Annotated in this window: 20 protein-coding genes; 5 read left to right on the forward strand and 15 right to left on the reverse strand. The window is 72.6% G+C overall.

The features are described from left to right. Window positions 1–237 precede the first annotated feature (237 nt). The gene (locus ACIQPR_RS39100; protein WP_403658804.1) at window positions 238–570 is read left to right on the forward strand and encodes a DUF2218 domain-containing protein; all 333 of its coding nucleotides are present in this window, start codon (window positions 238–240) and stop codon (window positions 568–570) included. 19 nt (window positions 571–589) lie between these two features. Here ACIQPR_RS39100 and ACIQPR_RS39105 read toward each other — a convergent pair whose 3' ends face one another. The 6 genes from ACIQPR_RS39105 to ACIQPR_RS39130 form a co-directional block, all read right to left on the reverse strand. After that, window positions 590–1,117 (reverse strand): NUDIX hydrolase family protein, encoded by a 528-nt coding sequence (locus tag ACIQPR_RS39105; RefSeq protein ID WP_200691501.1) that lies wholly within the window; start codon window positions 1,115–1,117, stop codon window positions 590–592. A 24-nt stretch (window positions 1,118–1,141) separates the two neighbouring features. Then, window positions 1,142–2,281: an amidohydrolase family protein gene (locus ACIQPR_RS39110; protein ID WP_403658807.1), complete on the reverse strand. Its 1,140-nt coding sequence runs from the start codon at window positions 2,279–2,281 to the stop codon at window positions 1,142–1,144. Window positions 2,282–2,283: 2 nt separating this feature from the next. Further along, entirely contained in the window at window positions 2,284–3,687 is a 1,404-nt protein-coding gene (locus ACIQPR_RS39115; RefSeq protein WP_403658810.1) for a glutamine synthetase, read from the reverse strand. A gap of 36 nt (window positions 3,688–3,723) precedes the next feature. After that, window positions 3,724–4,536, reverse strand: coding sequence for an SAM-dependent methyltransferase (locus ACIQPR_RS39120; protein ID WP_403658813.1), 813 nt, complete (start codon window positions 4,534–4,536; stop codon window positions 3,724–3,726). 93 nt (window positions 4,537–4,629) lie between these two features. Beyond that, window positions 4,630–5,475 carry a hypothetical protein gene (locus ACIQPR_RS39125; protein WP_403658816.1) on the reverse strand — a complete coding sequence of 282 codons (846 nt, stop codon included), beginning with the start codon at window positions 5,473–5,475 and terminating at the stop codon, window positions 4,630–4,632. A gap of 95 nt (window positions 5,476–5,570) precedes the next feature. Then, window positions 5,571–5,957, reverse strand: coding sequence for a hypothetical protein (locus ACIQPR_RS39130; RefSeq protein ID WP_403658819.1), 387 nt, complete (start codon window positions 5,955–5,957; stop codon window positions 5,571–5,573). Between the two features lie 126 nt (window positions 5,958–6,083). Between ACIQPR_RS39130 and ACIQPR_RS39135 the strand changes: the two genes are divergently transcribed. Continuing rightward, complete coding sequence (locus ACIQPR_RS39135; protein ID WP_403658822.1) at window positions 6,084–6,551, forward strand: ion channel; 468 nt, start codon at window positions 6,084–6,086, stop codon at window positions 6,549–6,551. Window positions 6,552–6,570: 19 nt separating this feature from the next. Here ACIQPR_RS39135 and ACIQPR_RS39140 read toward each other — a convergent pair whose 3' ends face one another. The 4 genes from ACIQPR_RS39140 to ACIQPR_RS39155 form a co-directional block, all read right to left on the reverse strand. Continuing rightward, window positions 6,571–8,124, reverse strand: coding sequence for a carboxylesterase/lipase family protein (locus tag ACIQPR_RS39140; RefSeq protein WP_403658825.1), 1,554 nt, complete (start codon window positions 8,122–8,124; stop codon window positions 6,571–6,573). A 116-nt stretch (window positions 8,125–8,240) separates the two neighbouring features. Beyond that, complete coding sequence (locus ACIQPR_RS39145; protein WP_403658828.1) at window positions 8,241–9,722, reverse strand: MFS transporter; 1,482 nt, start codon at window positions 9,720–9,722, stop codon at window positions 8,241–8,243. A gap of 83 nt (window positions 9,723–9,805) precedes the next feature. Continuing rightward, window positions 9,806–11,017, reverse strand: a complete 1,212-nt coding sequence (locus ACIQPR_RS39150; RefSeq protein ID WP_403658831.1) for a sensor histidine kinase — start codon at window positions 11,015–11,017, stop codon at window positions 9,806–9,808. 83 nt (window positions 11,018–11,100) lie between these two features. Beyond that, complete coding sequence (locus tag ACIQPR_RS39155; protein WP_403658935.1) at window positions 11,101–12,138, reverse strand: zinc-binding dehydrogenase; 1,038 nt, start codon at window positions 12,136–12,138, stop codon at window positions 11,101–11,103. Window positions 12,139–12,387: 249 nt separating this feature from the next. Between ACIQPR_RS39155 and ACIQPR_RS39160 the strand changes: the two genes are divergently transcribed. Beyond that, the gene (locus tag ACIQPR_RS39160) at window positions 12,388–12,891 is read left to right on the forward strand and encodes a MarR family winged helix-turn-helix transcriptional regulator (RefSeq protein WP_403658834.1); all 504 of its coding nucleotides are present in this window, start codon (window positions 12,388–12,390) and stop codon (window positions 12,889–12,891) included. A gap of 113 nt (window positions 12,892–13,004) precedes the next feature. On the opposite strand, the gene ACIQPR_RS39165 is transcribed toward ACIQPR_RS39160, so the two are convergent. Beyond that, a complete protein-coding gene (locus ACIQPR_RS39165) occupies window positions 13,005–14,597 on the reverse strand; it encodes a hypothetical protein (RefSeq protein ID WP_403658837.1) in 1,593 nt (530 codons plus the stop codon). A 143-nt stretch (window positions 14,598–14,740) separates the two neighbouring features. Here ACIQPR_RS39165 and ACIQPR_RS39170 point away from each other — a divergent pair, with 143 nt between their 5' ends. Then, entirely contained in the window at window positions 14,741–15,904 is a 1,164-nt protein-coding gene (locus tag ACIQPR_RS39170) for a hypothetical protein (protein ID WP_403658839.1), read from the forward strand. Window positions 15,905–15,955: 51 nt separating this feature from the next. Here ACIQPR_RS39170 and ACIQPR_RS39175 read toward each other — a convergent pair whose 3' ends face one another. The 4 genes from ACIQPR_RS39175 to ACIQPR_RS39190 are packed head-to-tail and all read right to left on the reverse strand — an operon-like array spanning window position 15,956 to window position 19,748. Next, window positions 15,956–16,645 carry a response regulator gene (locus ACIQPR_RS39175; protein WP_403658842.1) on the reverse strand — a complete coding sequence of 230 codons (690 nt, stop codon included), beginning with the start codon at window positions 16,643–16,645 and terminating at the stop codon, window positions 15,956–15,958. Between the two features lie 37 nt (window positions 16,646–16,682). Continuing rightward, complete coding sequence (locus ACIQPR_RS39180) at window positions 16,683–18,680, reverse strand: FtsX-like permease family protein (protein ID WP_403658844.1); 1,998 nt, start codon at window positions 18,678–18,680, stop codon at window positions 16,683–16,685. 16 nt (window positions 18,681–18,696) lie between these two features. Further along, window positions 18,697–19,380 (reverse strand): ABC transporter ATP-binding protein, encoded by a 684-nt coding sequence (locus ACIQPR_RS39185; protein WP_403658938.1) that lies wholly within the window; start codon window positions 19,378–19,380, stop codon window positions 18,697–18,699. Next, window positions 19,377–19,748 (reverse strand): DUF4333 domain-containing protein, encoded by a 372-nt coding sequence (locus ACIQPR_RS39190; RefSeq protein WP_403658847.1) that lies wholly within the window; start codon window positions 19,746–19,748, stop codon window positions 19,377–19,379. The genes ACIQPR_RS39185 and ACIQPR_RS39190 overlap by 4 nt, the downstream gene beginning before the upstream one ends. Before the next feature lie 153 nt (window positions 19,749–19,901). On the opposite strand from ACIQPR_RS39190, the gene ACIQPR_RS39195 reads away from it, so the two are divergent. Then, window positions 19,902–21,065, forward strand: coding sequence for a sensor histidine kinase (locus ACIQPR_RS39195; protein WP_403658850.1), 1,164 nt, complete (start codon window positions 19,902–19,904; stop codon window positions 21,063–21,065). The last annotated feature ends 74 nt before the right edge of the window (window positions 21,066–21,139 follow it).

A 21,139-nucleotide genomic window follows, 5' to 3' on the forward strand; every position in this document is an offset into this window, starting at 1 on the left:
CCGGACGATCTCGGTGGTGCTCGCGGCGGTCCCCGCTCCATGAATCTCGGGCAAAATCGTCAACAATCAGGTTGACGCTGATGCCCGCGAATTGCCGGCCCCGCGAAGGTGACCGGGAAGGCGACCGGGAAGGCATCCATACGTTGCGGATCGTGCCGGGTGTCGTGGCCGTGCGGGTGGGGAGACTCTCCGGCACCATCGAGTCGTCGCGCACCTCACGTCACCCTGGAGCCGTCCATGTCCCGGTCCGAAGCACGCGTCGTCACCGACCGACCGCAGCGCTACGCCAAGCAGCTCGCCTCCCACCTGGGCCGGCGCAGCGAGACGAGTTGGGACGAGGAGAGCGGGCAGGGGCGGCTCGTCTTCCAGGACGGCACAGGATCGCTGACCGCCACCGAGGGGGCGCTGCTGCTCGCGGTCGAGGCGGAGCCCGAGTTCCTCGATCGACTGGAGGACGTGGTGGGCCGGCATCTGGTCCGCTTCGGGACCAAGGACGAGTTGGTCGTCGAGTGGCGGCGCGACAACGGCGAGCCCGGCACCAGCCAGCGCAGCCCGGGCGAGTCAGTCTGAGCCGGCGGGGCCGCCCCGGTCAGGACACGCAGCCCACATGGGCCAGCGCCTGCTTGAGCAACACCCCGTGCCCGCCCGGCATTTCGCTGCGCAGGGCCTCCGAGGCGGCCTCCTCCGGGCTGAACCACACCAGGTCCAGCGCGTCCTGCCGGGGCCGGCAGTCACCGGTGACCGGCACGACGTAGGCCAGCGACACCGCGTGCTGCCGGGGGTCGTGGTACGGCGTGACCCCGTGCGTCGGGAAGTACTCGGCGACCGTGAACGGCTGGAGCGAGGACGGGATGCGGGGCAGCGCGACCGGGCCGAGGTCCTTCTCCAGGTGACGCAGCAGGGCGTCGCGGACCCGCTCGTGGTGCAGCACGCGGCCGGAGACGAGGGTGCGGTTGACGGTGCCGTCGGGGCCGATGCGCAGCAGGAGGCCGATGCTGGTCACCTCGCCGCTGTCGTCGACGCGGACGGGCACCGCCTCGACGTACAGGATCGGCATGCGGGCGCGTGCCTGTTCGAGGTCGTCGGCGGACAGCCAACCGGGCGTGGTATCGGTCATGTCAGACATTGCTTGATCATACTTTCAGTGTCCGTCGGAGAGCCGGTAGACCCGGCGGGCGTTGTCCGCTCCCGCCCAGCGCGCCAGTCGCAGCGCGTCGGGCAGGCCCAGTTCGTCGGCGTCCACCCGGTCCTGGAGAAGATCCCCCAGACCCCGGCGGAACGCCAGCGCGCCGAGCCCGTAGAACTCGGCCGGACCATAGGCGTCGGAGCTGTACAGCAGTTTGCGGAACGGTGTGATCTCCAGCGCCTCCGCCAGCACCGCCCGAGCCCGGACCGGACCTACATGATGCAGGGTGAGCCCCACATCCAGGTACACCCGCTCGAAGACGGCGGCCAGGTAGCCGGCCTGACGCTGGTACGGCCAGCAGTGCAGGAACAGCACCGGGATCGTGCCGGAGACCAGGTGCAGCCAGTCCGTGAGGAGGCTCGGGTCCGTGCGGTGCAGCCGGATGTCGTTGTCGCCGAACCCGGTGTGGAGCTGGAGGGGCAGTCCCAGGTCGACCGCCGTCCACAGCAACTCCCGTGTCAGCACCGGGTCTTCGAGGCGTCCGCCGCGAGCCAGCCAGCTACGCGCCGCCCGGGTCACCGCCGCCTCCGAGGGCCGGGCGGGGTCGAGGTCGAACCCGGTCCGGTACGCGGCCACCGACTTCACCCCCACCACCCCCGGCCGCCGCACCGCGTCGCGGGCGGCGGCCCGGAAGGCGTCGGCGTAGCCGTCCGGTTCGACACCCCGCGCGAGCACCCCCTCCGCGACGGTTTCGAGTCGTACGACCTCATGGGCCACCGCGCCCGCGAGCCCGGCGAGTTGCGCGGGCGTGGTCACGGCGTGCGGGGCGAACCCGGTGTCGACGCAGAACACTCCGGTCCCGGCCGCGGCGAGGAAACGCCGGTTGACCTCGGCCGCGCCCAACTCGGCACGCCGGGCGAGGTACACGTCGGCGGGCGCGTGCCGCTCCAGGTCCAACAGGGGCGCGCAGTACCGGCGTACGGCGATGCCGACCGGGCTGTCGAAGGCGGAGATCCCGCTGCCGGGCCAGCCGTCGCCCTCGGTGAGCAGTGACTCGAAGACCGTCCGGTCCAGGTCCTCGGTGACCACGCCGTGGCAGTGGTGGTCCACCAACTCCAGCGCGGCGAGCGCCTCGTGGACCGGTCCGCTGCCCATGGTCAGTACCTCCAGCGGTAGGCCGCCGCGATCCGCTCGTCGTCCAGACCGGCCACGGCCGCGATCTCGCCCTCGCGCACGGCGATCACCGCGTCCGCGAGCACCGGGTCCAGCGCGGCCCGCAGCAGCGCGTCCCCGCGGAACTCGGCGACGGCCTCGGCCAGCGAGGTCGGAAGTCGCCGTACCCCGCGGGCTGTTGCCGTCGCGGTGTCGAGGTGGGCGGGGTCCTTGGTGGTCTCCTCGGGCAGGGCGGCGGCCGAGGTGAGGCCGTCGAGTCCCGCGGTGATCAGACAGCCGAGGGCGAGGTAGGGGTTGGCGGCCAGGTCGACCGGCTTCACCTCCAGGTTCGCGGCCTCGGCGCGCAGCCCGGCCGTACCGGTGACGACACGCACCGCCGCCTCGCGGGTCTCCCGGCCCCACGCGGTGAACACCCCGGCCCACTGGGAGGGTTGCAGGCGGAGGTAGCTGGCCGGGCTCGGCGCGGTGACGGCGGTGAGAGCCGGGAGGCGGGCGAGGAGACCGGCCGCGAACGACTCGGCGTCGGCCGTCATGCCGTAGCGCCCCTCGCCCCCGGTGTGCAGGTTCGCGCCGGCGCGCCAGGCCGAGAGATGGATGTGGCCGCCGTTGCCCACGCCCCGCGCTAGCACGGCCGGGGTGAACGAGGCGCGCAGGCCGTGCCGTTCGGAGACGGCCCGCACGGTCTGCCGTACCAGGACACTGAGGTCGGCCGCCGCGACCGGGTCGAGCGCGCCGGTCGACAGCTCGAACTGACCGGCCGCGTACTCCGGGTGGAACTGGTCCACGGCCACGCCCTGCGCCGCCAGCGCGGCCAGCAACTCGGCGCCGTAGTCGCTGAGTTCGACCTGCCGGGCGGCGCTGTACGCCGGGGCCGTCGTGGCGGGGACGAACGCGCCGTCGGCCGCCGTGCCGAGGCCGAGGACCCACTCGATCTCGATGCCCGCCCGGAAGGTGAGCCCGTGCCGCCGCCGCGCGTCCGTGACCACCCGGCGCAGGAACGTGCGGCTGCACCCGGGGTGCCGCTCGCCCTCCTGGGTGATCCGGTCGACCGGGGCCCAGGCCCAGCCGGGCTGCCCGGCCAGGACGGCGAGCCGGTCGAGGTCCGGGTACAGGCGCAGATCGCCGTCCGGTGAGCCGAGGACGTCGGTGGTGACGATGGAGTCGTCGGCCAGGAAGGTGTCGAACACCGGGGACATGCCGACGCCCCAGGCCGCCGCGGCGGCGAGCTTCGAGGTCGGGACCGTCTTGACCCGGCCCACGCCCGCGGTGTCGACATAGGCCAGGACGATCCCGTGCACCCCTCGCCCGGTCAGCTCCGCGGCCAGCGCGGTGGCGCGCTCGACCTCGCCGGGGCGCCCGCCGGGCAGTGGGTCGGCAAGGGTGGTCATACGTCCTCCACGGTCGCGTCCTGGTCGGCTGCGCCGTCAGGGTTTCACGGCCACCGCCCCGAACTGCGGTACCACGGCCGGGGAGTCGGAGTCCGGGCGCCAGCGCGAGCACGGGACCAGACCGGGGTCGAGGAGGTCGAGGCCCGCGAAGAAGGCGGCGACGTCGGCGCGGCTGCGGGCGGTGATCGGGGGAGTGGCGTTCTCGTTCCAGAACTCCATCGCCGGGACGTTGCCCTCGCCGCCGAGGTCGGCGTCGAACGTGGGGTGGGTGAGGACCAGGAAACTCCCCGAGGGGACCGCGGCCATGACGTTGCGCACGACCTCGCGGGCTGCCTCGGTGTCGAGGATGAAGTTCAGGATGCCCAGCATCATCACCGCGACGGGACGCTCGAAGTCGAGGGTGTCCGCGGCCCGTTCGACGATCGACGCCGGGTCGTGCACATCCGCGTCGATGTAGTCGGTGACGCCCTCGGGAGTGCTCGTGAGCAGGGTCCGGGCGTGGATCAGCACCAGCGGGTCGTTGTCGACGTACACGATCCGCGCGTCCGGTGCGACGCGCTGGGCGATCTCGTGCGTGTTGTCGACCGTCGGCAGTCCGGTGCCGATGTCGAGGAACTGCCGTACCCCGCGCTCGCCGGCCAGGTACCGCACCGCCCGGCCGAGGAAGTCCCGGTCGGCGCGGGCCACTTCGCGGATCACCGGGAACAGGCCGGCCACGTGCTCGCCGACCCGCTGGTCGATCTCGTAGTTGTCCTTGCCGCCGATCCAGTAGTTCCACACGCGCGCGTTGTGCGCCACACCGGTGTTGAGCCGGGTCGGTCCCTCTGCCGGGGTGTCGCTGTCACTCACGTTCTGACTCCTTGTCGCCCGCGTCGCCGTCCCCGCCATTGTGCCGTGAGTTGATCACCCGGCCCAAGGGTTCGCGACGATCGGACCGAACTCTCAGTCCAGGTTGCCGGGTTGGGCCGGCGGAGTCTTCCCCGCCAGTACGTCCTTCAGATGCGAGGTGCCCTGCCGTACGGCTGCCTCGGTCGTGCCGGACGCGGTGCCCTCAAGTCCGCCGGACGTGACGGTGATCGCGTCGCTACCGACCCGGACGACGGCCAACTGCAAGGTGAGCGTGGTGGGTTGGGCGGCGCCGGTGCTGGTCACGGTCACCTGGAGACCCTGGCGGGCGTCGCCCACGGCGGGCACGGAGTCCTCGATGACCTGGACCGTGCGCCGGCCGCCCTTGGAGTCGGTCGCGGAGAACTGGTCGCACTTCACCGGAAGAGTCTTCAGCCAGCTCAGGGAGGCGTCGAGCTTGGCGCGGTCGTAGGCGGCGACCTGGTAGAGCAGCCGGGACTCGCTCTGCTCGAACCCGGTCAGCGCGGACGCGCCGGACGGCTTGCCGAGGAGATCGTCGCCGTAGAGCGCGTCGAGGAGCTTCTGGCAGTCGGCGGCGTTCGTCTTCGCGGTGAGCAGGGCGTCGACGTCCACCGTGCCGATGGCCAGTTTGTCGCCCCAGGTCGCGGCGTCCTTGACCTGGGTCCAGTTGTCCTCCAGGTCGGCCTCGGTGATCAGCGCGGCCTTGGCCCCCGCCTCGGTGAGGCCGGGGGCGGCGGACTTCCCGGTGCGGGGGGAGGTGAGCGGGGACCTCGCGGCGAGCGGGGAGGCGGCGATGTCCGAGGCGCTGTCACCGCCCGCCCCACCGCCGCCACCGGAGCAGGCCGCGCAGGTCAGCAGCGTGCCCGCCGCCAGGGCGGCGGCGAGGACACGGACGGGGCGGGAGGACGGGCGACGGTGCATGACGGGGCCTCCAGGGGGAGTGGCGGTCCCCCTCAGGGCACCATCGGGCCGCCCGGCGCTCCAGCGCAGGGGGCCGTTCGGGTGAGCGGCGGATGTCAGGGGGCGCCGTCCGTGGGCTGCCCGTCCGGGCCGGAATGCCGGTGCGGGAGATGGAGCCGGTGCTCGTGGTGCTGCCGGGGTTCGTGTTCCGCGCGGCGGGCCCGTTCGGCGAGCCCGGCCTCCAGCACCCGCACCCGGCGACCGCCGCACTTCGGGCAGACCGCGTCGGCGAGCGGCGACCGCATGGCCCTGCCCTCCTCGTCGACGTACTCCTGCGTCCTCAGCCCGCAGGCGTCGGTCGGGTCGGTGAAGAACATCACCTGGAAGGTGGCCTCCCAGGAGTGCCCGCAGTCACCACAGGTGAACGCGAAGGTCTCCGGAACGGCTCGGGGCTCCGCCGTCATGGCACGGTCCTCCGTCTTGTCGGCGGGCGGGTCGGCCACCCGTGCACTCCAGCGCACAACGCCCCACGTCGTACGGCAACTCGAACGCCCCGCCCGGCATGCCCCCGACCGCCCCCGCCCCGACACTGGCCAAAGGCCCCGGCACCGTGACGCGAAGGAGTGGCCATGCTGCCCGGATTCCTCACCAGGGCGGTCGAGTTGCTGCTCGGCCGGGAGGGCCGCTCGCTCCATCTCAAGGCGGCGGGCGCGGCGACGGCGGTCCTCGGCGTGGTCATGCTCGTCGGCTCGTGGGCCGTGGTCGCCGCCGAACACGGAGCCCGCGGCGCCAACCTGACGACGTACCCCAGGGCCCTGTGGTGGTCGATCGAGACGGCGACGACGGTCGGGTACGGCGATTTCTTCCCGGTCACCTTCTGGGGCCGGGTCGTCGGCGCGGTGGTGATGGTCGTCGGCATCACCACCTACGGCCTGGTCACCGCGGCCCTCGCCACCTGGTTCGTCGGGCGTGAACAGCGCCGCCGCCACCATCTCGCCCACGGCGCGCAGGAGTTGGGCGAGGAGGCCGCCCGCGCCCTGTACGAACGCTTCGACCGGCTGGAGCGGTTGCTCGCCGGGAAGGGCGAGAACCCGTGACGGTGGGTCTTCTCCTCGGCTAGGCCGTCAGCGGCAGCGCGCCGAAGGTGACGCCCTCCCAGAGCCGCCGTGTCGTCTCCTCCGGGTAGGCGGTGACCACGGGGTCGGTGTCGAGGAGCTGGGTCGACCGGTGCTCGGTGTCGTAGGCGGGCCAGCCCGGGTCGCCCGTTCGCGCGAACTGCGTCCAGGACGAACGGAATCGGGACGACAGCGCCAGCGCCTCGGGGGAGGGCTCGACGTTGGCGAACAGCAGATTCCCCAGGTCGGCGGTGAACGTGCCGAACAGCAACGGGATGTCGAGGCCGTGGCAGGCGCCCAGCATTCCGCCCAACCCCGGTGCGTTCCAGGCGAGTTCGTAGACGTGGACGCGTCCGCCGGCCGCCGACTGGGCCTCGGCCAGGTGCAGCGAGGGCATGCTGAACAGCCAGTCCGTCTGGACCAGTTCGTACAGCTCCTCGGCCGAACGGTCCGGGAAGGCGTCGCGGTACGCGGCCTCGGGGTCGGCGCCCGGACCGAACCGCCGCAGCGCCGCACTGGCGTCCGCCTCGCCCAACGTCCCGGCCCGCCCGGACAGCACATGGAACAGCCGGTACTCGTCCCGGTTGTGACCGACCACCAGCTCCACGTGCCGGGCCGCGCCGGCGGCCAGCCCCTCCCAGGGCGTGACGGGCAGCACCTCGCCGTCCACGACCGGCGAGAACGGGGTCGCCGTGTGCACGAGCGCACCCCACCGGTCCTCGTACTGGTGCATCTTGGGCACCAACGCCTCACCCGCGTCGGTGAGTTGACGCGGGTCCACGGTGGCCAGGTCGGCGGCCGTGGGGCGCAGCCCCGCCTCGGCGGCGATCGAGGCCGCGATGTCCCTGGCCAGCGGGTCGGAGAAGAAGGTGCCGGGCACGCTCTGCGCGATCGCCCGCCGGAACAGCCCGGACGCCCTGGGCATGACCAGCAGCGAGGCCGCCGACCCGGCACCGGCCGACTCGCCGAAGACGGTGACCTGCTCCGGATCACCGCCGAACGCCGTGATGTTGTCGCGCACCCACTCCAGCGCGGCGACCTGGTCGAGCAGGCCCCGGTTGGCGGGTGCTCCGTCGATGCGCGCGAACCCCTCGATGCCGACACGGTAGTTGAAGGTCACGACCACGATGTCGCCGTCGCGCGCGATGTGCCGCGCGTCGTAGCCGGGGCTGCCCGCGTGCCCCAGTTTGTAGGCGCCGCCGTAGATCCACACCATGACCGGGCGGCGGGTGGCCGGATCGGGTTCGGGTGTCCACACGTTGACGGTCAGCCAGTCGTCGCCGGTCGGTCCCGTCGGCGCGCCCCGGCGGCCCTGGATGCCGGACTCCTGCGGGGGCGGCGGCCCGAAGGCGAGGGCGTCGCGCACCCCGTCCCAGCCGGGTGCCGGGCGCGGGGCCTGGAACCGGGCGTCGCCGACCGGCGGTTGGGCGAACGGGATGCCGCGGAAGACGGCGAGCCCGTCCTCCAGCCGCCCGCGCACCGCGCCGGCGGTCAGCCGCACCACCGGTTCGGCGGCCGAACCGGGCTCTTGGCCAAGGGAGTTGGGTGTCGTCATGGTGAACTCCTCGCTGTGTGCCGGACAACGACGGGGCGGGCGCGGAAAACCGCGGGCGGTCACCGTCCCGCGAAACGCGGGACGGTGACCGCCGTGGTCCCGATGGTCAGGATGCCTTACGCCTTGGCCTCGGAGACCTCTTCGACCAGGGCCGGTGCCGGGGTCGGGGCGTCGGTGGCCGCGGGGCGCCGGGCCGGGATGAGGGTGGCCAGGAAGAAGGCCAGCAGGGCGGCGCCCGCACCGATCGCCATGACCACCTTGAAGCCGTTCTCCGACGGGAGGGCGGCGCCGCCGAAGTCGGTGGTCATCTGGGCCAGGATCACACCGGCGATGGCGCTGGCGAAGCTGGTGCCCAGGGACCGCATCAGGGTGTTGAGGCTGTTGGCGGCACCGGTCTGGGACGGGTCGACCGCGCCCATGATCAGGGCGGGCAGTGCGCCGTAGGTGAAGCCGACGCCCGCGCCGATGACGCAGGAGACCAGGATGAGGTGCCAGACCTCGGACATCAGCAGGATGTTCAGGGCGTAGCCGGAGGCCACGATCAGCGCGCCGATCATCAGGGTGACCTTGGGGCCCTTGGCCTTGGTGACACCGGCGGACACCGCGGACATGGCCATCATGACCAGGCCCTGCGGGGCGAGCACCAGGCCGACCGTCAGCATCGACTTGCCCAGGCCGTAGCCGGTCTGCGCGGGCAGCTGGAGCAGCTGGGGGATGACCAGGGACATCGCGAACATCGAGAAGCCGAGGGCGATGGAGGCCAGGTTGGTGAAGAGCACCTGCGGCTTGGCGGTCGTGCGCAGGTCGACCAGCGGCTGCGGGCTGCGCAGCTCGTACCAGCCCCAGGAGAGCAGGATCACGACGGCGGCGGCACCGAGGACGAGGGTGGTCGCGCTGGTCCAGCCCCAGTCGGAGCCCTTGGAGATGGCGAGCAGCAGCGAGATCAGTCCGGCGGACAGGCCGAGCGAGCCGACCAGGTCGAAGCGGCCTCCGGTGCGGACCTTGGACTCGGGCACCAGCACCATGACCAGCAGGAAGGACAGCACACCGAGGGCGGCGGAGATCCAGAAGAGGGAGTGCCAGTTGTAGTGGTCCGCGATGAAGGCGGCCGAGGGCAGACCCAGGGCACCGCCGACGCCGAGCGAGGCGCTCATCAGGGCGGTGGAGCCGGCCAGCCGCTCGCTGGGCAGCACGTCCCGCATGATGCTGATGCCGAGCGGGACGACCGCGGCGGCCAGCCCCTGGAGCGCGCGGCCGACGACCATCGGGACCAGCGAGTCGGCCAGGGCGCACACGACCGAGCCGGACACCAGGAGCACGATGCTGGTGAGCAGCATCCGGCGCTTGCCGAACATGTCGCCGAGCCGGCCCACGACCGGGGTGGCCACGGCGGCGGCCAACAGGGTGGCGGTGACCGCCCACGCGGTGTTCGACGCGGAGGCGTCCAGGTACTTCGGCAGCTCCGGGATGATCGGGATGACCAGCGTCTGCATCAGCGAGACGACGATTCCCGCGAAGGCCAGCACCGCGACCACGGCGTTCGACCTCGGCGGAGCGGAGGAACCCGCTTCGGCGGGTCGGGCAAGGGCGTCGGACATGGCAGTGCCTCCATCGGGAACGAGCGACGGTCAGGGACAAGCTGACTTGCTTGACTCACTCAACCATAATGAGATTGATTGAGTTAAGCAAGTGCATTCTGGTTGTGCGTCGGTGAACGGGGGAGCAACGGCAGTTCGGTGACCACCTCGAACCCGCCTTCCGGGCGGTGTCCCGCCCGCAGCCGGCCGCCGGCCGAGAGCGCCCGCTCCCGCATGCCGATGACGCCGTAGCCGCCGCCCGTGCCGGGGGAGGGGGCCGGTGCCGCGCCCCCCTGGTCGGTGACGGTGATGCCCAGCCGGTCGTGCGCGTAGCTGAGCCGCACCTCGGCGAAGCCGGTGCCCGCGTGCTTGGTCACATTGGTGAGGGCTTCCTGCACGATCCGGTACGCCGTGAGGTCCGTACCGGCCGACAGCGGCTGCGGCCTGCCTTCGGTGCTGACGGTGACGGTGAGCCCGGCGGGCTCGAACGACGCGGCCAGCTCGGCGAGCCGGGCCAGTCCGGGCGCGGGCCCCGACGTGGTCTCCGAGTCGTCGGCGTGCCGCAACAGGCCCACCGTGGCCTTGAGTTCGCGGACCGCCGACTGGGTGGTGCCCGCCAGTTCGGCGGCGATCCGCTCGGCCTCCTCGGGCCGACTGCGCATCAGCCGTACGACGGTGCCGGCCTGGAGGTTGGCCAGGACGAGGTGATGGGCGACGACGTCGTGCAGATCGCGGGCGATCCGCATGCGCTCCTCGGTGACGCGGTGCCGGGCCTCCTGCTCGCGGGTGCGTTCCGCGTGCTCGGCACGGGCCCGCACCGCCTCCAGATAGGCCGCGCGGAGCCGGGTCGAGGTGCCCAGCGAGGTGGGCAGCAGCAGCCAGAACACCGGGCCGAGCAGCTTCAGGACCAGCGGTTCGCCGTGGGGGCCCGAGACCAGGCCCGTGGCGACCAGCAGGACGATGCCGGCGGCGGTGAAGAGGTTCGCGGTGGTCCGCTCGGAGCGCAGGGCCAGCGCGTACAGCGCGACCATGAGCGGCCCGATCACCAGGACCGTGACGACGTAGCCGAGACCGGCCACCACCATGGCGCAGCAGAGGGTGACCACCACGGTGGCGCGCGGCAGGGCGCGTCGCCACAGCAGGGTGAGAGAGGCGAGACCCGAGATCAACACACCGGGCCACCAAGGGACTTCGAGCTCGCGGCCGGGGATCGTCAGCATGCTGCCGGGAACGGCGCAGGCGAGGAGCGCGACGGCGAGGACCAGGTCGACGGTACGGGTACGGCAGCGCGGCACCCGCTGTGGGCGGTGGATCATGGTGTGGGGGTCCTGTCCGGGGCGGGCCGGGCGCGCGGGTGGCCGCCGGGGCGGTGGGGACCGGCGCGCCGTCCGCCGCTCGTCTACTCGTCGAAGGTGACGACGATCTTCTCCGCCGCGCCGGGTGTCAGCGCGAGCTCGAAGGCCTCCTCGACCTCCGTGAAGGGCACCCGGTGGCTGATCAGCTTCGCGAACCGCTCGTGGTGCTCGACGATCTCCTGGGTGACCTCGAAGATCTCCGTGGGGTAGCCCTGCGAGGCGATCAGCGTCAGCTCGCTGCGCAGCATCCCGCCGAGGTCGATGTCGGCGCCCTTCTTCTGGACGGCGACCATGACCAGCTTGGCGCCCCACTTCGCGGACTCGACCGTGGTGTTGACGACGGCCGCGACACCGGCGGCGTCGATGTAGATGTCGGTGCCGGGCCGGGGCTGGCCGAGCGCGTTGGCGGCCTGGCCGTGCAGTTCGGTCAGCCGGGCGGTCACGTCCTCCTCGGCGGAGTTGATCACCGCGTCCGCGCCGACGGCGAGCGCCGTCTCCAGGCGCGAGGCGAGCACATCGGCGACGACGACGTGCTCGACGCCGCGCAGCTTCAGCCAGATCGCCGCGCCGAGGCCGATCGGCCCGGCGCCGAAGATGACGACCTTGTCGCCGGGCTTGGCCTCGGAGCGGTTGACCGCGTGCCGGGCCACGGCCATCGGCTCGTTGAGCGAGGCGACCTCGAAGGGCACGGTGTCGGGGAAGGCGGCGACCGTCCGGCCGATCTCGCAGTTCTCCAGGAGCAGGTACTCGCTCAGCGCGCCGTGCTCGCCGCCGCAGCCGATGATGCCCGAGGGCACGCCCTGCGGATTGACGACCACGCGGTCGCCGACCTTGAGGTCCGCGACCTCGGAGCCGATCTCGACGATCTCGCCGGCCGGTTCGTGGCCGAGGGGGAGGGAACGGATCGACCCGTTGCCGCCCAGCGGCGTGCCGCCCATGTGGAGGAAGAAGGTGTCGGTGCCGCAGATCCCGCAGGCGCGGATCTTCATGAGGACGTCCTTGGGACCGGGTGCCGGACGCTCGACGTCCACCACCTCGATCTTGTTGACGGCACCGGTCTGCACGGACTTCATCGTGGCCATGAGGGGCTCGCTTTCCATGTGCGTGAGGGTTGTCACCGGCCCGGCGGCGGACGGGGGGAGTGCTCCGCCGCCGGGCCCGGTGACAGCGCCATACTCCGTCCCCACGGTGTACGGCGCGACGGGGACACCTCCGCTTCGGTGACCCCGGCTCTTGACTTGCTTGAGTTAGGCAAGCATATGCCCATTACTTAAGTCAAGCAACCGTCTCGATCTTGCTTAACTCAGGCAAGTACCTGTTACGGTGGACGCATGTCCACACCGTCACCCGCGACAGCGCCCGTCCCGGCGGACGTAGTCGAGATCGAACGGGTCCTGACCCGCATCGCCTATCTGGCCGGGCGGGCCCGGCAGCACGAGCGTCTGATGGCGCTGGCCGGGCTGCCGCTGGACCGGGCCGCCGTGGCGATCCTGCGCTACATCGCCGAGAGCGAGCCGCTGCGCCCGGGCATCCTCGCGGTCCGGATGTCGGTGGAGGCCTCCCATGTCACCCGCCAGCTACGACAGTTGGAGCAACTCGGCCATGTCGTGCGGATCCCGGACCCCGACGACGGCCGCGCCCAGCGCATCCAGCTCACCGACAGCGGACTCGCCGCCGTCAACCGCATCCGGGACGTGAGCCGCAGAGGCATGGAGATGGCACTCGCCGACTGGTCCTCCGAGGACCTGCGCCACCTCGCGGCGCTCTTCCACCGCCTGGTCGACGACTTCGTCACCCACGCGGAGGCGAGCGTGGACATGGACGCCCCCGTGTGAGTGCTCGGAAGCCGTGCCGCGACCGGTGGTCCTGTGACGCTCGACGAGCCGAGGCCTCGCGGGCCGAGGGTCGGTGAGCGATCCCTCGGCCCGCTGCCGTCAGGCTGTCACTCTCACGCGGCCGGTGAGGTGAAGGTCCACTTCTGCTTGGGGTCGGTGTGGTCGCACTTCACCACCGAGGCGACGTCGGTGGTGACGTTGGTGGCGGGTTCGGCGCTGACGCACATCGTCCCGCGGCGCAGGTAGAGGGTGTCTTCGCCGTCGGTGTGGTCGGCGTAGTCCAGTGACCACCGCTGGTCGGGGACGGCGTGGGGCTTGCCCTGGTTGTTGTCGCAACCGCTGGTGTACAGGCGGCCCTTGACGTCGACCTGGGTGTCGTTCGGGTCGTAGTACGGGCAGCTGTGGGCCGGACGGAAGCTCTTGACGATCCGCAGTGCCCACTTCAGGGAATCGTCGGTGCGCTGGATCTCGATGGTGTCCGGGTTGTTCTCCCGCAGCCTCATGAGGCTGCCCATGTTGGTGCGGGCGGGGGCGGAGTAGAGGCCCATCGTGCCGCTCGTGAGTACACCGGTGCGGCCTGCGCCCCAGCCGGGCAGGTCGTTCGGGTCGATGTCGTCGCCGGTCAGATCGGCGTCGGTGATGTACAGCTCGCCCTCGCAGGCGCCCTCGATGTCGAACTCGCACTTGCCGCGCACGTACTGGGCCTGGAAGTTGAGGTACAGCGACGCCTCGGAGCCGCCGTCGTCGTTCAACCCGGTGAGGTGCAGACAGGTGCCCCGGGGCAGGGCGCCGTCCACCTGGACCCAGTCGCCGTCCTCGTCGCGGCGGTAGACCTTGGCCGCGTCGACCTTGACCGACGCGTCGCACACGGCGGTCGGGGTCCTGGGCGTCTCGGCGACCAGGCCATGGCCCTTGGAGCGGGGCAGGGACAGAGTCGCGAAGTACCCGGTGCGGTAGCAGCCCTCCGCCGGGACGGTGACATAGCGGGCGACCGCGTCGGCGTCGTCGCCCGCGAACACCTTCGCCCCCTTCGCGAGCCACTGGCCGGTCCAGGGCCGCTCCTGGGTGACGTATACGTCGCGGTAGACGCCGTAGGCGTAGTCCTGGTTGTGGTTGGGGGTGTTGTTGGTGACGCTGTCCTCTTCGCCCTCGGTGAGGCTGATCTGCTTCTCGTACCGGAAGCCGTACTCGGCGCTGATCTTGGCCACCAGCGACGACAGCTCTCCGGACTCGACGGTGATCTTGATGCTGTGTTCCCAGGTCTCCGTGTCGGTGCGCTGGGAGGTGACGGTGCGGCTGGCGCCGGGCACGAGGGTGACGACCTCGCCCTTGGGCTCGAACACCTGCTCCTGGCGCGGGCTGGTGCGTGCCGCGAGGGCGTCGGCGTTCTGCTCGAACGGGTCGATGTCCTGCTTGGGCCAGCGGCTCTGCACGGCGGTGCAGGTGGCCTCGTCCTTGACCGCCTTAAGGTGGTAGACCATGCCGTACAGGCCCTCGCGGGCCAGGTCCTTGTTGTCGTAGCCGTCGAAGATGAGGGTGCCGCCGCGGCGGTCGCCGGGCTGTGTCCAGCCGGACGGCGGCGGGGCGGGGGCGGTCGCGACGGCCGCGGACGCGACCGGTGCGGTGGCGGTCAGGGGCAGCAGGCCGGCCGTCGCGGCGAGGGCCGGGGCCAGCAGGCCGAGGCGTCGGACTCGGGTGGGTCTCATGGCGGGGTCCTGTCGTCGTACTTGTTGATCTTGGTGAGGCGGGGTCGATCTAACCGGGTACGGTGACAAACCATCAGTTACGCGCGGATGAAGAAGAATTAGTCGCTTTGTCCGACCGAGAAGGTCAAGAAGGTGAGGACTCGATGGCGGCCACCGCTGAAGCCCTGCTCATCGATCCGTCAGGCCCGGCCGCCACCGCCGCGGTCGACCTGACCGCCGACGGACGCATCACCGTGGCCGCCGCCAGCGGTACCCGCGCGGCCGTGCTCCGCCGCACCTTCGACGGCGCCCCGGACACCTCCTTCGGCGACAGGGGCACCGTCTTCACCGCACCCGCCGACATCGGTCTCGCCACGCTCGCCCCGACCGGCCTGGCCGTCGGTGCCGACGGCGCCCCGACCGTCATCGCCACCGCCGACGATCAGGTCGCCGTGCTCCGCCACACCCCCGACGGCACCCTCGATCCGTCCTACGCCGACCGGGGCGTCGCCCTGGCCGCTCCGGGCGCCGGCCCCAGCCCGGTGGACGTGGCCCTGACCGCCGCCGGAGGTGTGGTCGTCGCCGTCAATGTCACGGTCGGCGGCAGGCCTCGTATCGCCGTACTGCGCTTCACTCCCGCAGGAGCCCCGGACCCCGCCTTCGGCGAGAGGGGAATCGCGTTCGTCGAACTCGACGAGGATGCCCAGGCGGTGGCGGTCGACCTGCACGGCGACGGCACCGTCGTCCTGGCCGGTACCGCGACCCGGACCACAGTCGCGCACCCCGAGCTGCTGCTGGCCCAGTTCACTCCTGGCGGCGACCCCGACCCCGCCTTCGGCAGCGGCGGAGTGGCCCTGCACCAGCCCGCCGGCACGCTCGCCACCGGCCTGGCCATGTCCCTGGACGGCGGCGGGAACATCGTTCTCGCCGGAACCAGCGGGGACCGGTTCCTGGCCGCCCGCTACACCTCCACCGGCAAGCCGGACCTCTCCTTCGGCGACCGCGGCGCCGCCACCGGTGTCCTGCTGGCCCACGCCGCCGCGACCACCGTGGCCGTCCGCACCGACGGCAGCCCGGTTGTCGCCGGCACCGCCGACAACGGCTGGGCGGCGGTCCGCTTCACTCCTGACGGCAGACCGGACACCGGCTTCGGTGACCGGGGTGCGGCGGTCGGCTCGTTCACGGGCGGCACCGGTACCACCGCCGACCAGGTCGCCGGGATCGTGCTGTCGGCGGCCGGGGACGTCGTGATCGCCGGCACCGCCACCGATCGCATCGCACTCGTGAGCCTGACCGCCGACGGTGCCCCGAACCCCGTCTTCCGGTGATCGCGGCACCGTCACCCCGTTCGAACCGGGGTGTCGCGGCCACCGCTGGAATCAGGACCCCGGCCGCACCTGACCGTGCTGCCAGGCCCACGCCGCGATCTCCACGCGGTTCCGGGCGGCCAGTTTCAGCTGGACGCTGGAGAGGTGCGTCTTCACCGTGGACAGGGAGACATACAGCTCGGCGGCGATCTCGGCGTTGGTCCGGCCGAGGGCGACCAGCCGGACCACCTCGGCCTCACGGTCGGTGAGGGGTTCGCGCGGCGCCGGTGCGGGCGGGGCCGGTGCGGGTGCCGCCGTCGTGGCGGTGAGATGCCTGAGCAGCCGGACGGTGACCGAGGGCGAGACCAGCGAGTCGCCGGCCGCCGCCGCCCGGACCGCCTCCGCCAGCAGCGTCGGCCCCGAGTCCTTCAGCAGGAACCCGCAGGCACCGCCGCGCAGCGCGCCGTAGACGTACTCGTCCAGGTCGAAGGTGGTCACCACGACCACCCGCAGCGGATCGGCCACCTCCGGCCCCGCCAGCAGCCGGGTCGCCGCCAGACCGTCCAGCTTCGGCATCCGGATGTCCAGCAGACACACGTCCGGCCGCTCGCGCCGGGCCAGCGCCACGGCCTCCTCGCCGTCGACGGCCACGGCGACCACCGTGATGTCGGGCTGCGCGTCCAGGAAGAACCGGAAACCGGTGCGGACCATCTCCTGGTCGTCGGCGATCAGCACACGGATGGGCGGGGCGGGGACGGTCATGGGTCGATCATGCCTCAGGGAGAAGGTGGGGTCGGTGTCAGTCCGTCGTGCGGGCGGGGTCCGCCGTGACCGCGCGCAGCAGCGGACGGCTCGCGCCGATCGAGGCGAGCAGGGCGAGGGCGCCCAGGGCCACGCAGACGGCCAGTTGCACGGCGCCCGAGGCGCTGATCGTGCTGCCCGTCGCCTTGTTGACCTGGACGGCTGCGTACAGACCGGTCGCGGTGGTGCCACCGGCCAGGGCAGCCAGCGGAAGCACCGTCTCACGCACCCTCGCCCGGTCCAGCACCTTCAGCGGGGTGCCGGACAGCCGCAGCAGACCGTACGTACGGCGCCTGTCCAGGACGTTCGCGGCGGCGGTCAGGCCCGCCGAGGCGGTCGCGACGAGGAAGCTCACCGCCAGTGTGGCGGTGCCCAGTTGGGCCAGACGATCGCTGACGGCCGTGTCCTGAGCCTCCGAGTAGGCACCCGTGTACGGCAGTCGGCCCGCGCCGAGCGGCTGGAGGGCGGTGACGGCCGTGTCGAGGGCGGCCGGTCCGCCGGAGACCCGCGCGATCACGCCGTCGCTGCCGCCGAGCAGGAAGCCGTCGTCCCGTGTCCCGACCGTCGCGTCGACGCCCGCCGAGCGCAGCAGCGCACGGGCCTCGCCCACCGCGTGCCGGGCCTCGACGGCGTTCGCGGCCGGTACGGCGATCTGCCCGCGCAGATCGAGACCCACGATGCCGGGCAGACCGACCGTGAAGAACCCGGCGACGAACCCGGCCAGCACCAGACCGCTGACCGTCCGCCAGGCACCCCGCGGATCGTCGCTGAGCCGGCGGGCCGCCAGCAGCGTCGCCGGGCGCCGCGCGAACCGCCCCACCACCCGGCCCAGCCGGTCCACGAGCCACGGCCCGAACATCCAGAACGCGCCGTAGAAGAGCACCATCAGCGCGACCAGCGTGCCGGGCTTCAGGGTGCTGCCGTCCGTACTCGTCCGGATGTAGAGCAGCACCCCGACGAACAGCACCAGCCGGATCAGCCGGGTGCGGCGCGGGTTCGACTGCTGGGCGACACCGAGCGGCGCGGACGCGACCTGACGCAGCGTCGACATCGCGCTCACCGCGATCAGCCCGGCCACCCCCAGCACGACCGCCACCACCCACGGCAGCCCCACCCACAACTGCCCCACGTACCAGGTCCCGATGCCGTACGGCACCTCGGCGAGCGCGGGTACCAGCGCCGTGTAGGCCACCGCACCCGCCAGTGCGCCGGCCGCGCCGACCGCCGCCGCCTCCACGCCGGTCATGGCGAGGATCTGCCGGGGAGTCGCCCCGGCCAGCCGCAGCGCCGCGAGGCGTTGTTCCCGGCGGGCCGCGTCGAGCCGTCCGGCCGCAGCGGCCAGCACGATCACCGGGATCACCAGGAGACCCACACCGAGGAGCACGGCGGCCTGGTCGTCGGTGGTGAACACACTGCGCCGCGTACCGGAGAACTTGGAGACGACCGAGCGCGCGGTCAGTCCCGCGTCGTAAATGCCCTGCCCGTCCGCCGACTTGGCGACCGCCGGGTCCGTGGTGGCCCGGCCGATCACCGCCACCAGCTCGTCGGGCGAGGCGAGCCCGGCGGCGCCGATCGTGCCGCGGGGCGTCGACTTCGGGAAACGGTCGGCCAGTTGGGTCCGGGGGAGGGTGTGGAGGAGCTTGGCGAGGGCGGGGGAGACGTACCACTCGCCCTGCTTCGGGAAGGAATTGAGGCCGGGTGGGGCGGGTGTCCGTGCGCGGTGCGGGAGTTGGGCCAGGGAGACCACGGTGATCGGTTCGTCGCGGACGTAGGTCGTGGCGAGGGCCTGGACCGCGGTGCCGTGGCGGTCCGGGTCGGGGGTGCGCCAGGCGGTGCGGTCGGCACGGGCGCCGGCGCCCGAGTAGGCGGCGAGCAGCGTCAGCAGGACGAGCGAGCCGACGGCGGCGGCAGCGGCGGCGAGCAGGTGGCTCTGCCGGCCGCGCCGGCCGGAGGCCTTGGCGAGATGCCAGGTCAGAGGCAGGACGGGGGAACGCATCTGGGACTCCGGAGGCTCAACTGACGGTGAACTGGCTGTAGTCGCTGATCCGGCCGTCCCGGACCCGCAGCACCCGGTCGCAGTGCGCGGCCACCTCGGCGTCGTGCGTGACCATGACCAGGGCCGCGCCCTGCGCACGGGTCACCGACGTCAGCAGCCGTACGACCTCCGTGCCGGTGGCCTGGTCCAGGGCGCCGGTCGGTTCGTCGGCGAAGACCACGTCCGGCTCCACGGCCAACGCCCGCGCGATGGCGACCCGTTGGGCCTGACCACCGGACAACTGGCCCGGGCGGCGCCGCTCCAGACCGTCCAGACCGAGCGGCGCGAACCAGGCCCGGGCGCGCTCCACCGCCTGGGCCCGGGGCACTCCCTCCAGCATCAGCGGGAGGGCGACGTTCTCCTCGGCGGGCAGTTCGGGCAGCAACTGGCCGGACTGGAAGACGAATCCGAACCTCTCGCGTCTCAGCGCGCTGAGCCGGTTCTCGCCCAGGTCGTCGATCCGGTCCCCGCCCAGCAGCACCTGTCCGCCGTCCGGGCGGACGATCCCCGCCAGCGTGTGCAGCAGCGTGGACTTGCCCGAACCCGACGGCCCCATGATCGCGACGGAGTCCCGCGCACCGACCTCCACGTCCACGCCCGCCAGGGCCGTCGTGGAGCCGTACTTCTTGACCAGGCCGACACCGGCCAGGACGGCGCTCACCGGCGGTCGAACTTCCACGTCACGGAGTCGGCCGAGGCCTTCACCACGTGGACCGGGATGTCGACCTTCTTGCCGTCGCTCGTCCTGCCCGTGCAGGTGACGGTGGCCCCGGCGACGGCCTTCAGACCGGTGGGGCAGCTGACCCCCGAGACCTTGTCGCCGACCCAGGGGAGCGGGTGGTACCGGCTCTGCGTCCGGCCCGCCACGATGCCTGCCGACAGCGCCTTGTGGCCGTCGACCATGACCGTGCTGTGCGCGTCGAGTTCGGTGGTGGACTGCGTGCCGGACAGCAGATGGGTGCCGACCGCCCCGAGGGCGACCGCGGCCGTCGCGCCGCCGATCACGCCGATCACGAACCTGGACTGCATCACGTACTCCTGAGGTGAGGAAGGGGAGGAAGTGGTCCCACTCTCGTCGGCCCGGACCCCGGCCCGCCTCGGCCGAACGGCCAGGGTTCACGCCACCCCCGCTCCACCGTTCGGCCGATCCCGCCCCACCACGCCTCGCATACCGTGGCGGTCATGAGATCCGTCACCGGCCGGGGCTGCGCACGGGGGCTCGCCGTGGGCGCCCTGATCGGTCTCGCGGTCTACGACCTGAGTTTCACCGCCTCCACCGGCCGGTCGCCGTGGCCCGCGGCCGTGGTGCTCGGCACCGGCCTGGCCGCCGTCCTGTGGCCCGTCGCCCGGCGCCCGCGGTGGCTCACCCCGCAGCTGCGCACCGCCGCGCCCGCCGTCCTCTCGCTGCTGTACAGCGCGGGCGCGATCCTCGCCGGGCGCTCGGAGCTGTTCGGCCCCGGCGAGATCGTGATCCTGCTGACCCTGGCCTTCATCGCCGTACGGCACTGCCCGCAGCCCTGGGCCGCGGTGTGCGGCACCCTGGACGGCCTCGCGCTGGTCGCCCTGCCGGCCCGCTACTCCCACTCGGTCACCGACGGCGACCTGCTGCTGGTCACCGCGCTCGGACTGGTCCTCGTCGGCGCCACCGCCGGGTTCGCCGGCTATCTGCGCTCGCTCGACTACCGCCGTACCGTCGCGGTCACCGAGACCCGGCGCGCCGAACGCCTCGCCATCGCCGCCGACCTGCACGACTTCGTCGCCCACCATGTCACCGGCATCCTCGTGCAGACCCAGGTGGCCCGCATGATGGCTGCGAGCCGGCCCGCGGACCTCGACCCCGTGCTCTCCGGCATCGAACGCGCCGCGACCGAGGCCCTGGCGTCCATGCGCCGCACGGTCGGTGTGCTCCGCGACGCCGGACCGGACGCCGCCGACCGCCGCCCGGTCGGCGACCTCGCGGCCGTGGCCGAACTCGTCGACGGCTTCGCGAGCCCGGTCCAGAAGGCCACCCTGCGCCGCGACCCGGCCCTCCCCGACGACCTCCCGCACGAGGTGCAGGCCGCCGCCTTCCGGGTCGTACAGGAAGCCCTGACGAACGTACGACGGCACGCGGCCGACGCCGCCGAGGTCACCGTGGGGCTGCGCCGGGCGGGCCGCCGGCTGGAGGTCACGGTGACGGACGACGGCCGCGGCGGCACCCAGCTCCCGGCCGCCGCGCACGGCGGGGGCTTCGGTCTCGTCGGTCTCACGGAACGGGTGACGGCGCTGGGCGGTGAACTCCGGGCCGGTCCGCGCTCAGGGGGCGGGTGGGAGGTACGGGCGGTGTTCCCGGCGGGGCGGCCCTGAGGGCGGCGCGGTACCGCCCGGGGAGTGCGAGACGTCCGGGCCGTGCGAGAACTCCGGGGAGTGCGAGACGCCCG

The sequence above is a fragment of the Streptomyces sp. NPDC091280 genome (genome assembly GCF_044768565.1).
Classification (GTDB): Bacteria; Actinomycetota; Actinomycetes; order Streptomycetales; family Streptomycetaceae; genus Streptomyces.

What these genes read in the sequence shown, in the direction of transcription:
- ACIQPR_RS39100 (WP_403658804.1), top strand. Translation starts at nt 238, where the DNA reads ATGTCCCGGTCCGAAGCACGCGTCGTCACCGACCGACCGCAGCGCTAC.
- ACIQPR_RS39105 (WP_200691501.1), bottom strand. Translation starts at nt 1,117, where the DNA reads ATGACCGATACCACGCCCGGTTGGCTGTCCGCCGACGACCTCGAACAG.
- ACIQPR_RS39110 (WP_403658807.1), bottom strand. Translation starts at nt 2,281, where the DNA reads ATGGGCAGCGGACCGGTCCACGAGGCGCTCGCCGCGCTGGAGTTGGTG.
- ACIQPR_RS39115 (WP_403658810.1), bottom strand. Translation starts at nt 3,687, where the DNA reads ATGACCACCCTTGCCGACCCACTGCCCGGCGGGCGCCCCGGCGAGGTC.
- ACIQPR_RS39125 (WP_403658816.1), bottom strand. Translation starts at nt 5,475, where the DNA reads ATGCACCGTCGCCCGTCCTCCCGCCCCGTCCGTGTCCTCGCCGCCGCC.
- ACIQPR_RS39135 (WP_403658822.1), top strand. Translation starts at nt 6,084, where the DNA reads ATGCTGCCCGGATTCCTCACCAGGGCGGTCGAGTTGCTGCTCGGCCGG.
- ACIQPR_RS39140 (WP_403658825.1), bottom strand. Translation starts at nt 8,124, where the DNA reads ATGACGACACCCAACTCCCTTGGCCAAGAGCCCGGTTCGGCCGCCGAA.
- ACIQPR_RS39145 (WP_403658828.1), bottom strand. Translation starts at nt 9,722, where the DNA reads ATGTCCGACGCCCTTGCCCGACCCGCCGAAGCGGGTTCCTCCGCTCCG.
- ACIQPR_RS39150 (WP_403658831.1), bottom strand. Translation starts at nt 11,017, where the DNA reads ATGATCCACCGCCCACAGCGGGTGCCGCGCTGCCGTACCCGTACCGTC.
- ACIQPR_RS39155 (WP_403658935.1), bottom strand. Translation starts at nt 12,138, where the DNA reads ATGGCCACGATGAAGTCCGTGCAGACCGGTGCCGTCAACAAGATCGAG.
- ACIQPR_RS39160 (WP_403658834.1), top strand. Translation starts at nt 12,388, where the DNA reads ATGTCCACACCGTCACCCGCGACAGCGCCCGTCCCGGCGGACGTAGTC.
- ACIQPR_RS39165 (WP_403658837.1), bottom strand. Translation starts at nt 14,597, where the DNA reads ATGAGACCCACCCGAGTCCGACGCCTCGGCCTGCTGGCCCCGGCCCTC.
- ACIQPR_RS39170 (WP_403658839.1), top strand. Translation starts at nt 14,741, where the DNA reads ATGGCGGCCACCGCTGAAGCCCTGCTCATCGATCCGTCAGGCCCGGCC.
- ACIQPR_RS39175 (WP_403658842.1), bottom strand. Translation starts at nt 16,645, where the DNA reads ATGACCGTCCCCGCCCCGCCCATCCGTGTGCTGATCGCCGACGACCAG.
- ACIQPR_RS39180 (WP_403658844.1), bottom strand. Translation starts at nt 18,680, where the DNA reads ATGCGTTCCCCCGTCCTGCCTCTGACCTGGCATCTCGCCAAGGCCTCC.
- ACIQPR_RS39190 (WP_403658847.1), bottom strand. Translation starts at nt 19,748, where the DNA reads ATGCAGTCCAGGTTCGTGATCGGCGTGATCGGCGGCGCGACGGCCGCG.
- ACIQPR_RS39195 (WP_403658850.1), top strand. Translation starts at nt 19,902, where the DNA reads ATGAGATCCGTCACCGGCCGGGGCTGCGCACGGGGGCTCGCCGTGGGC.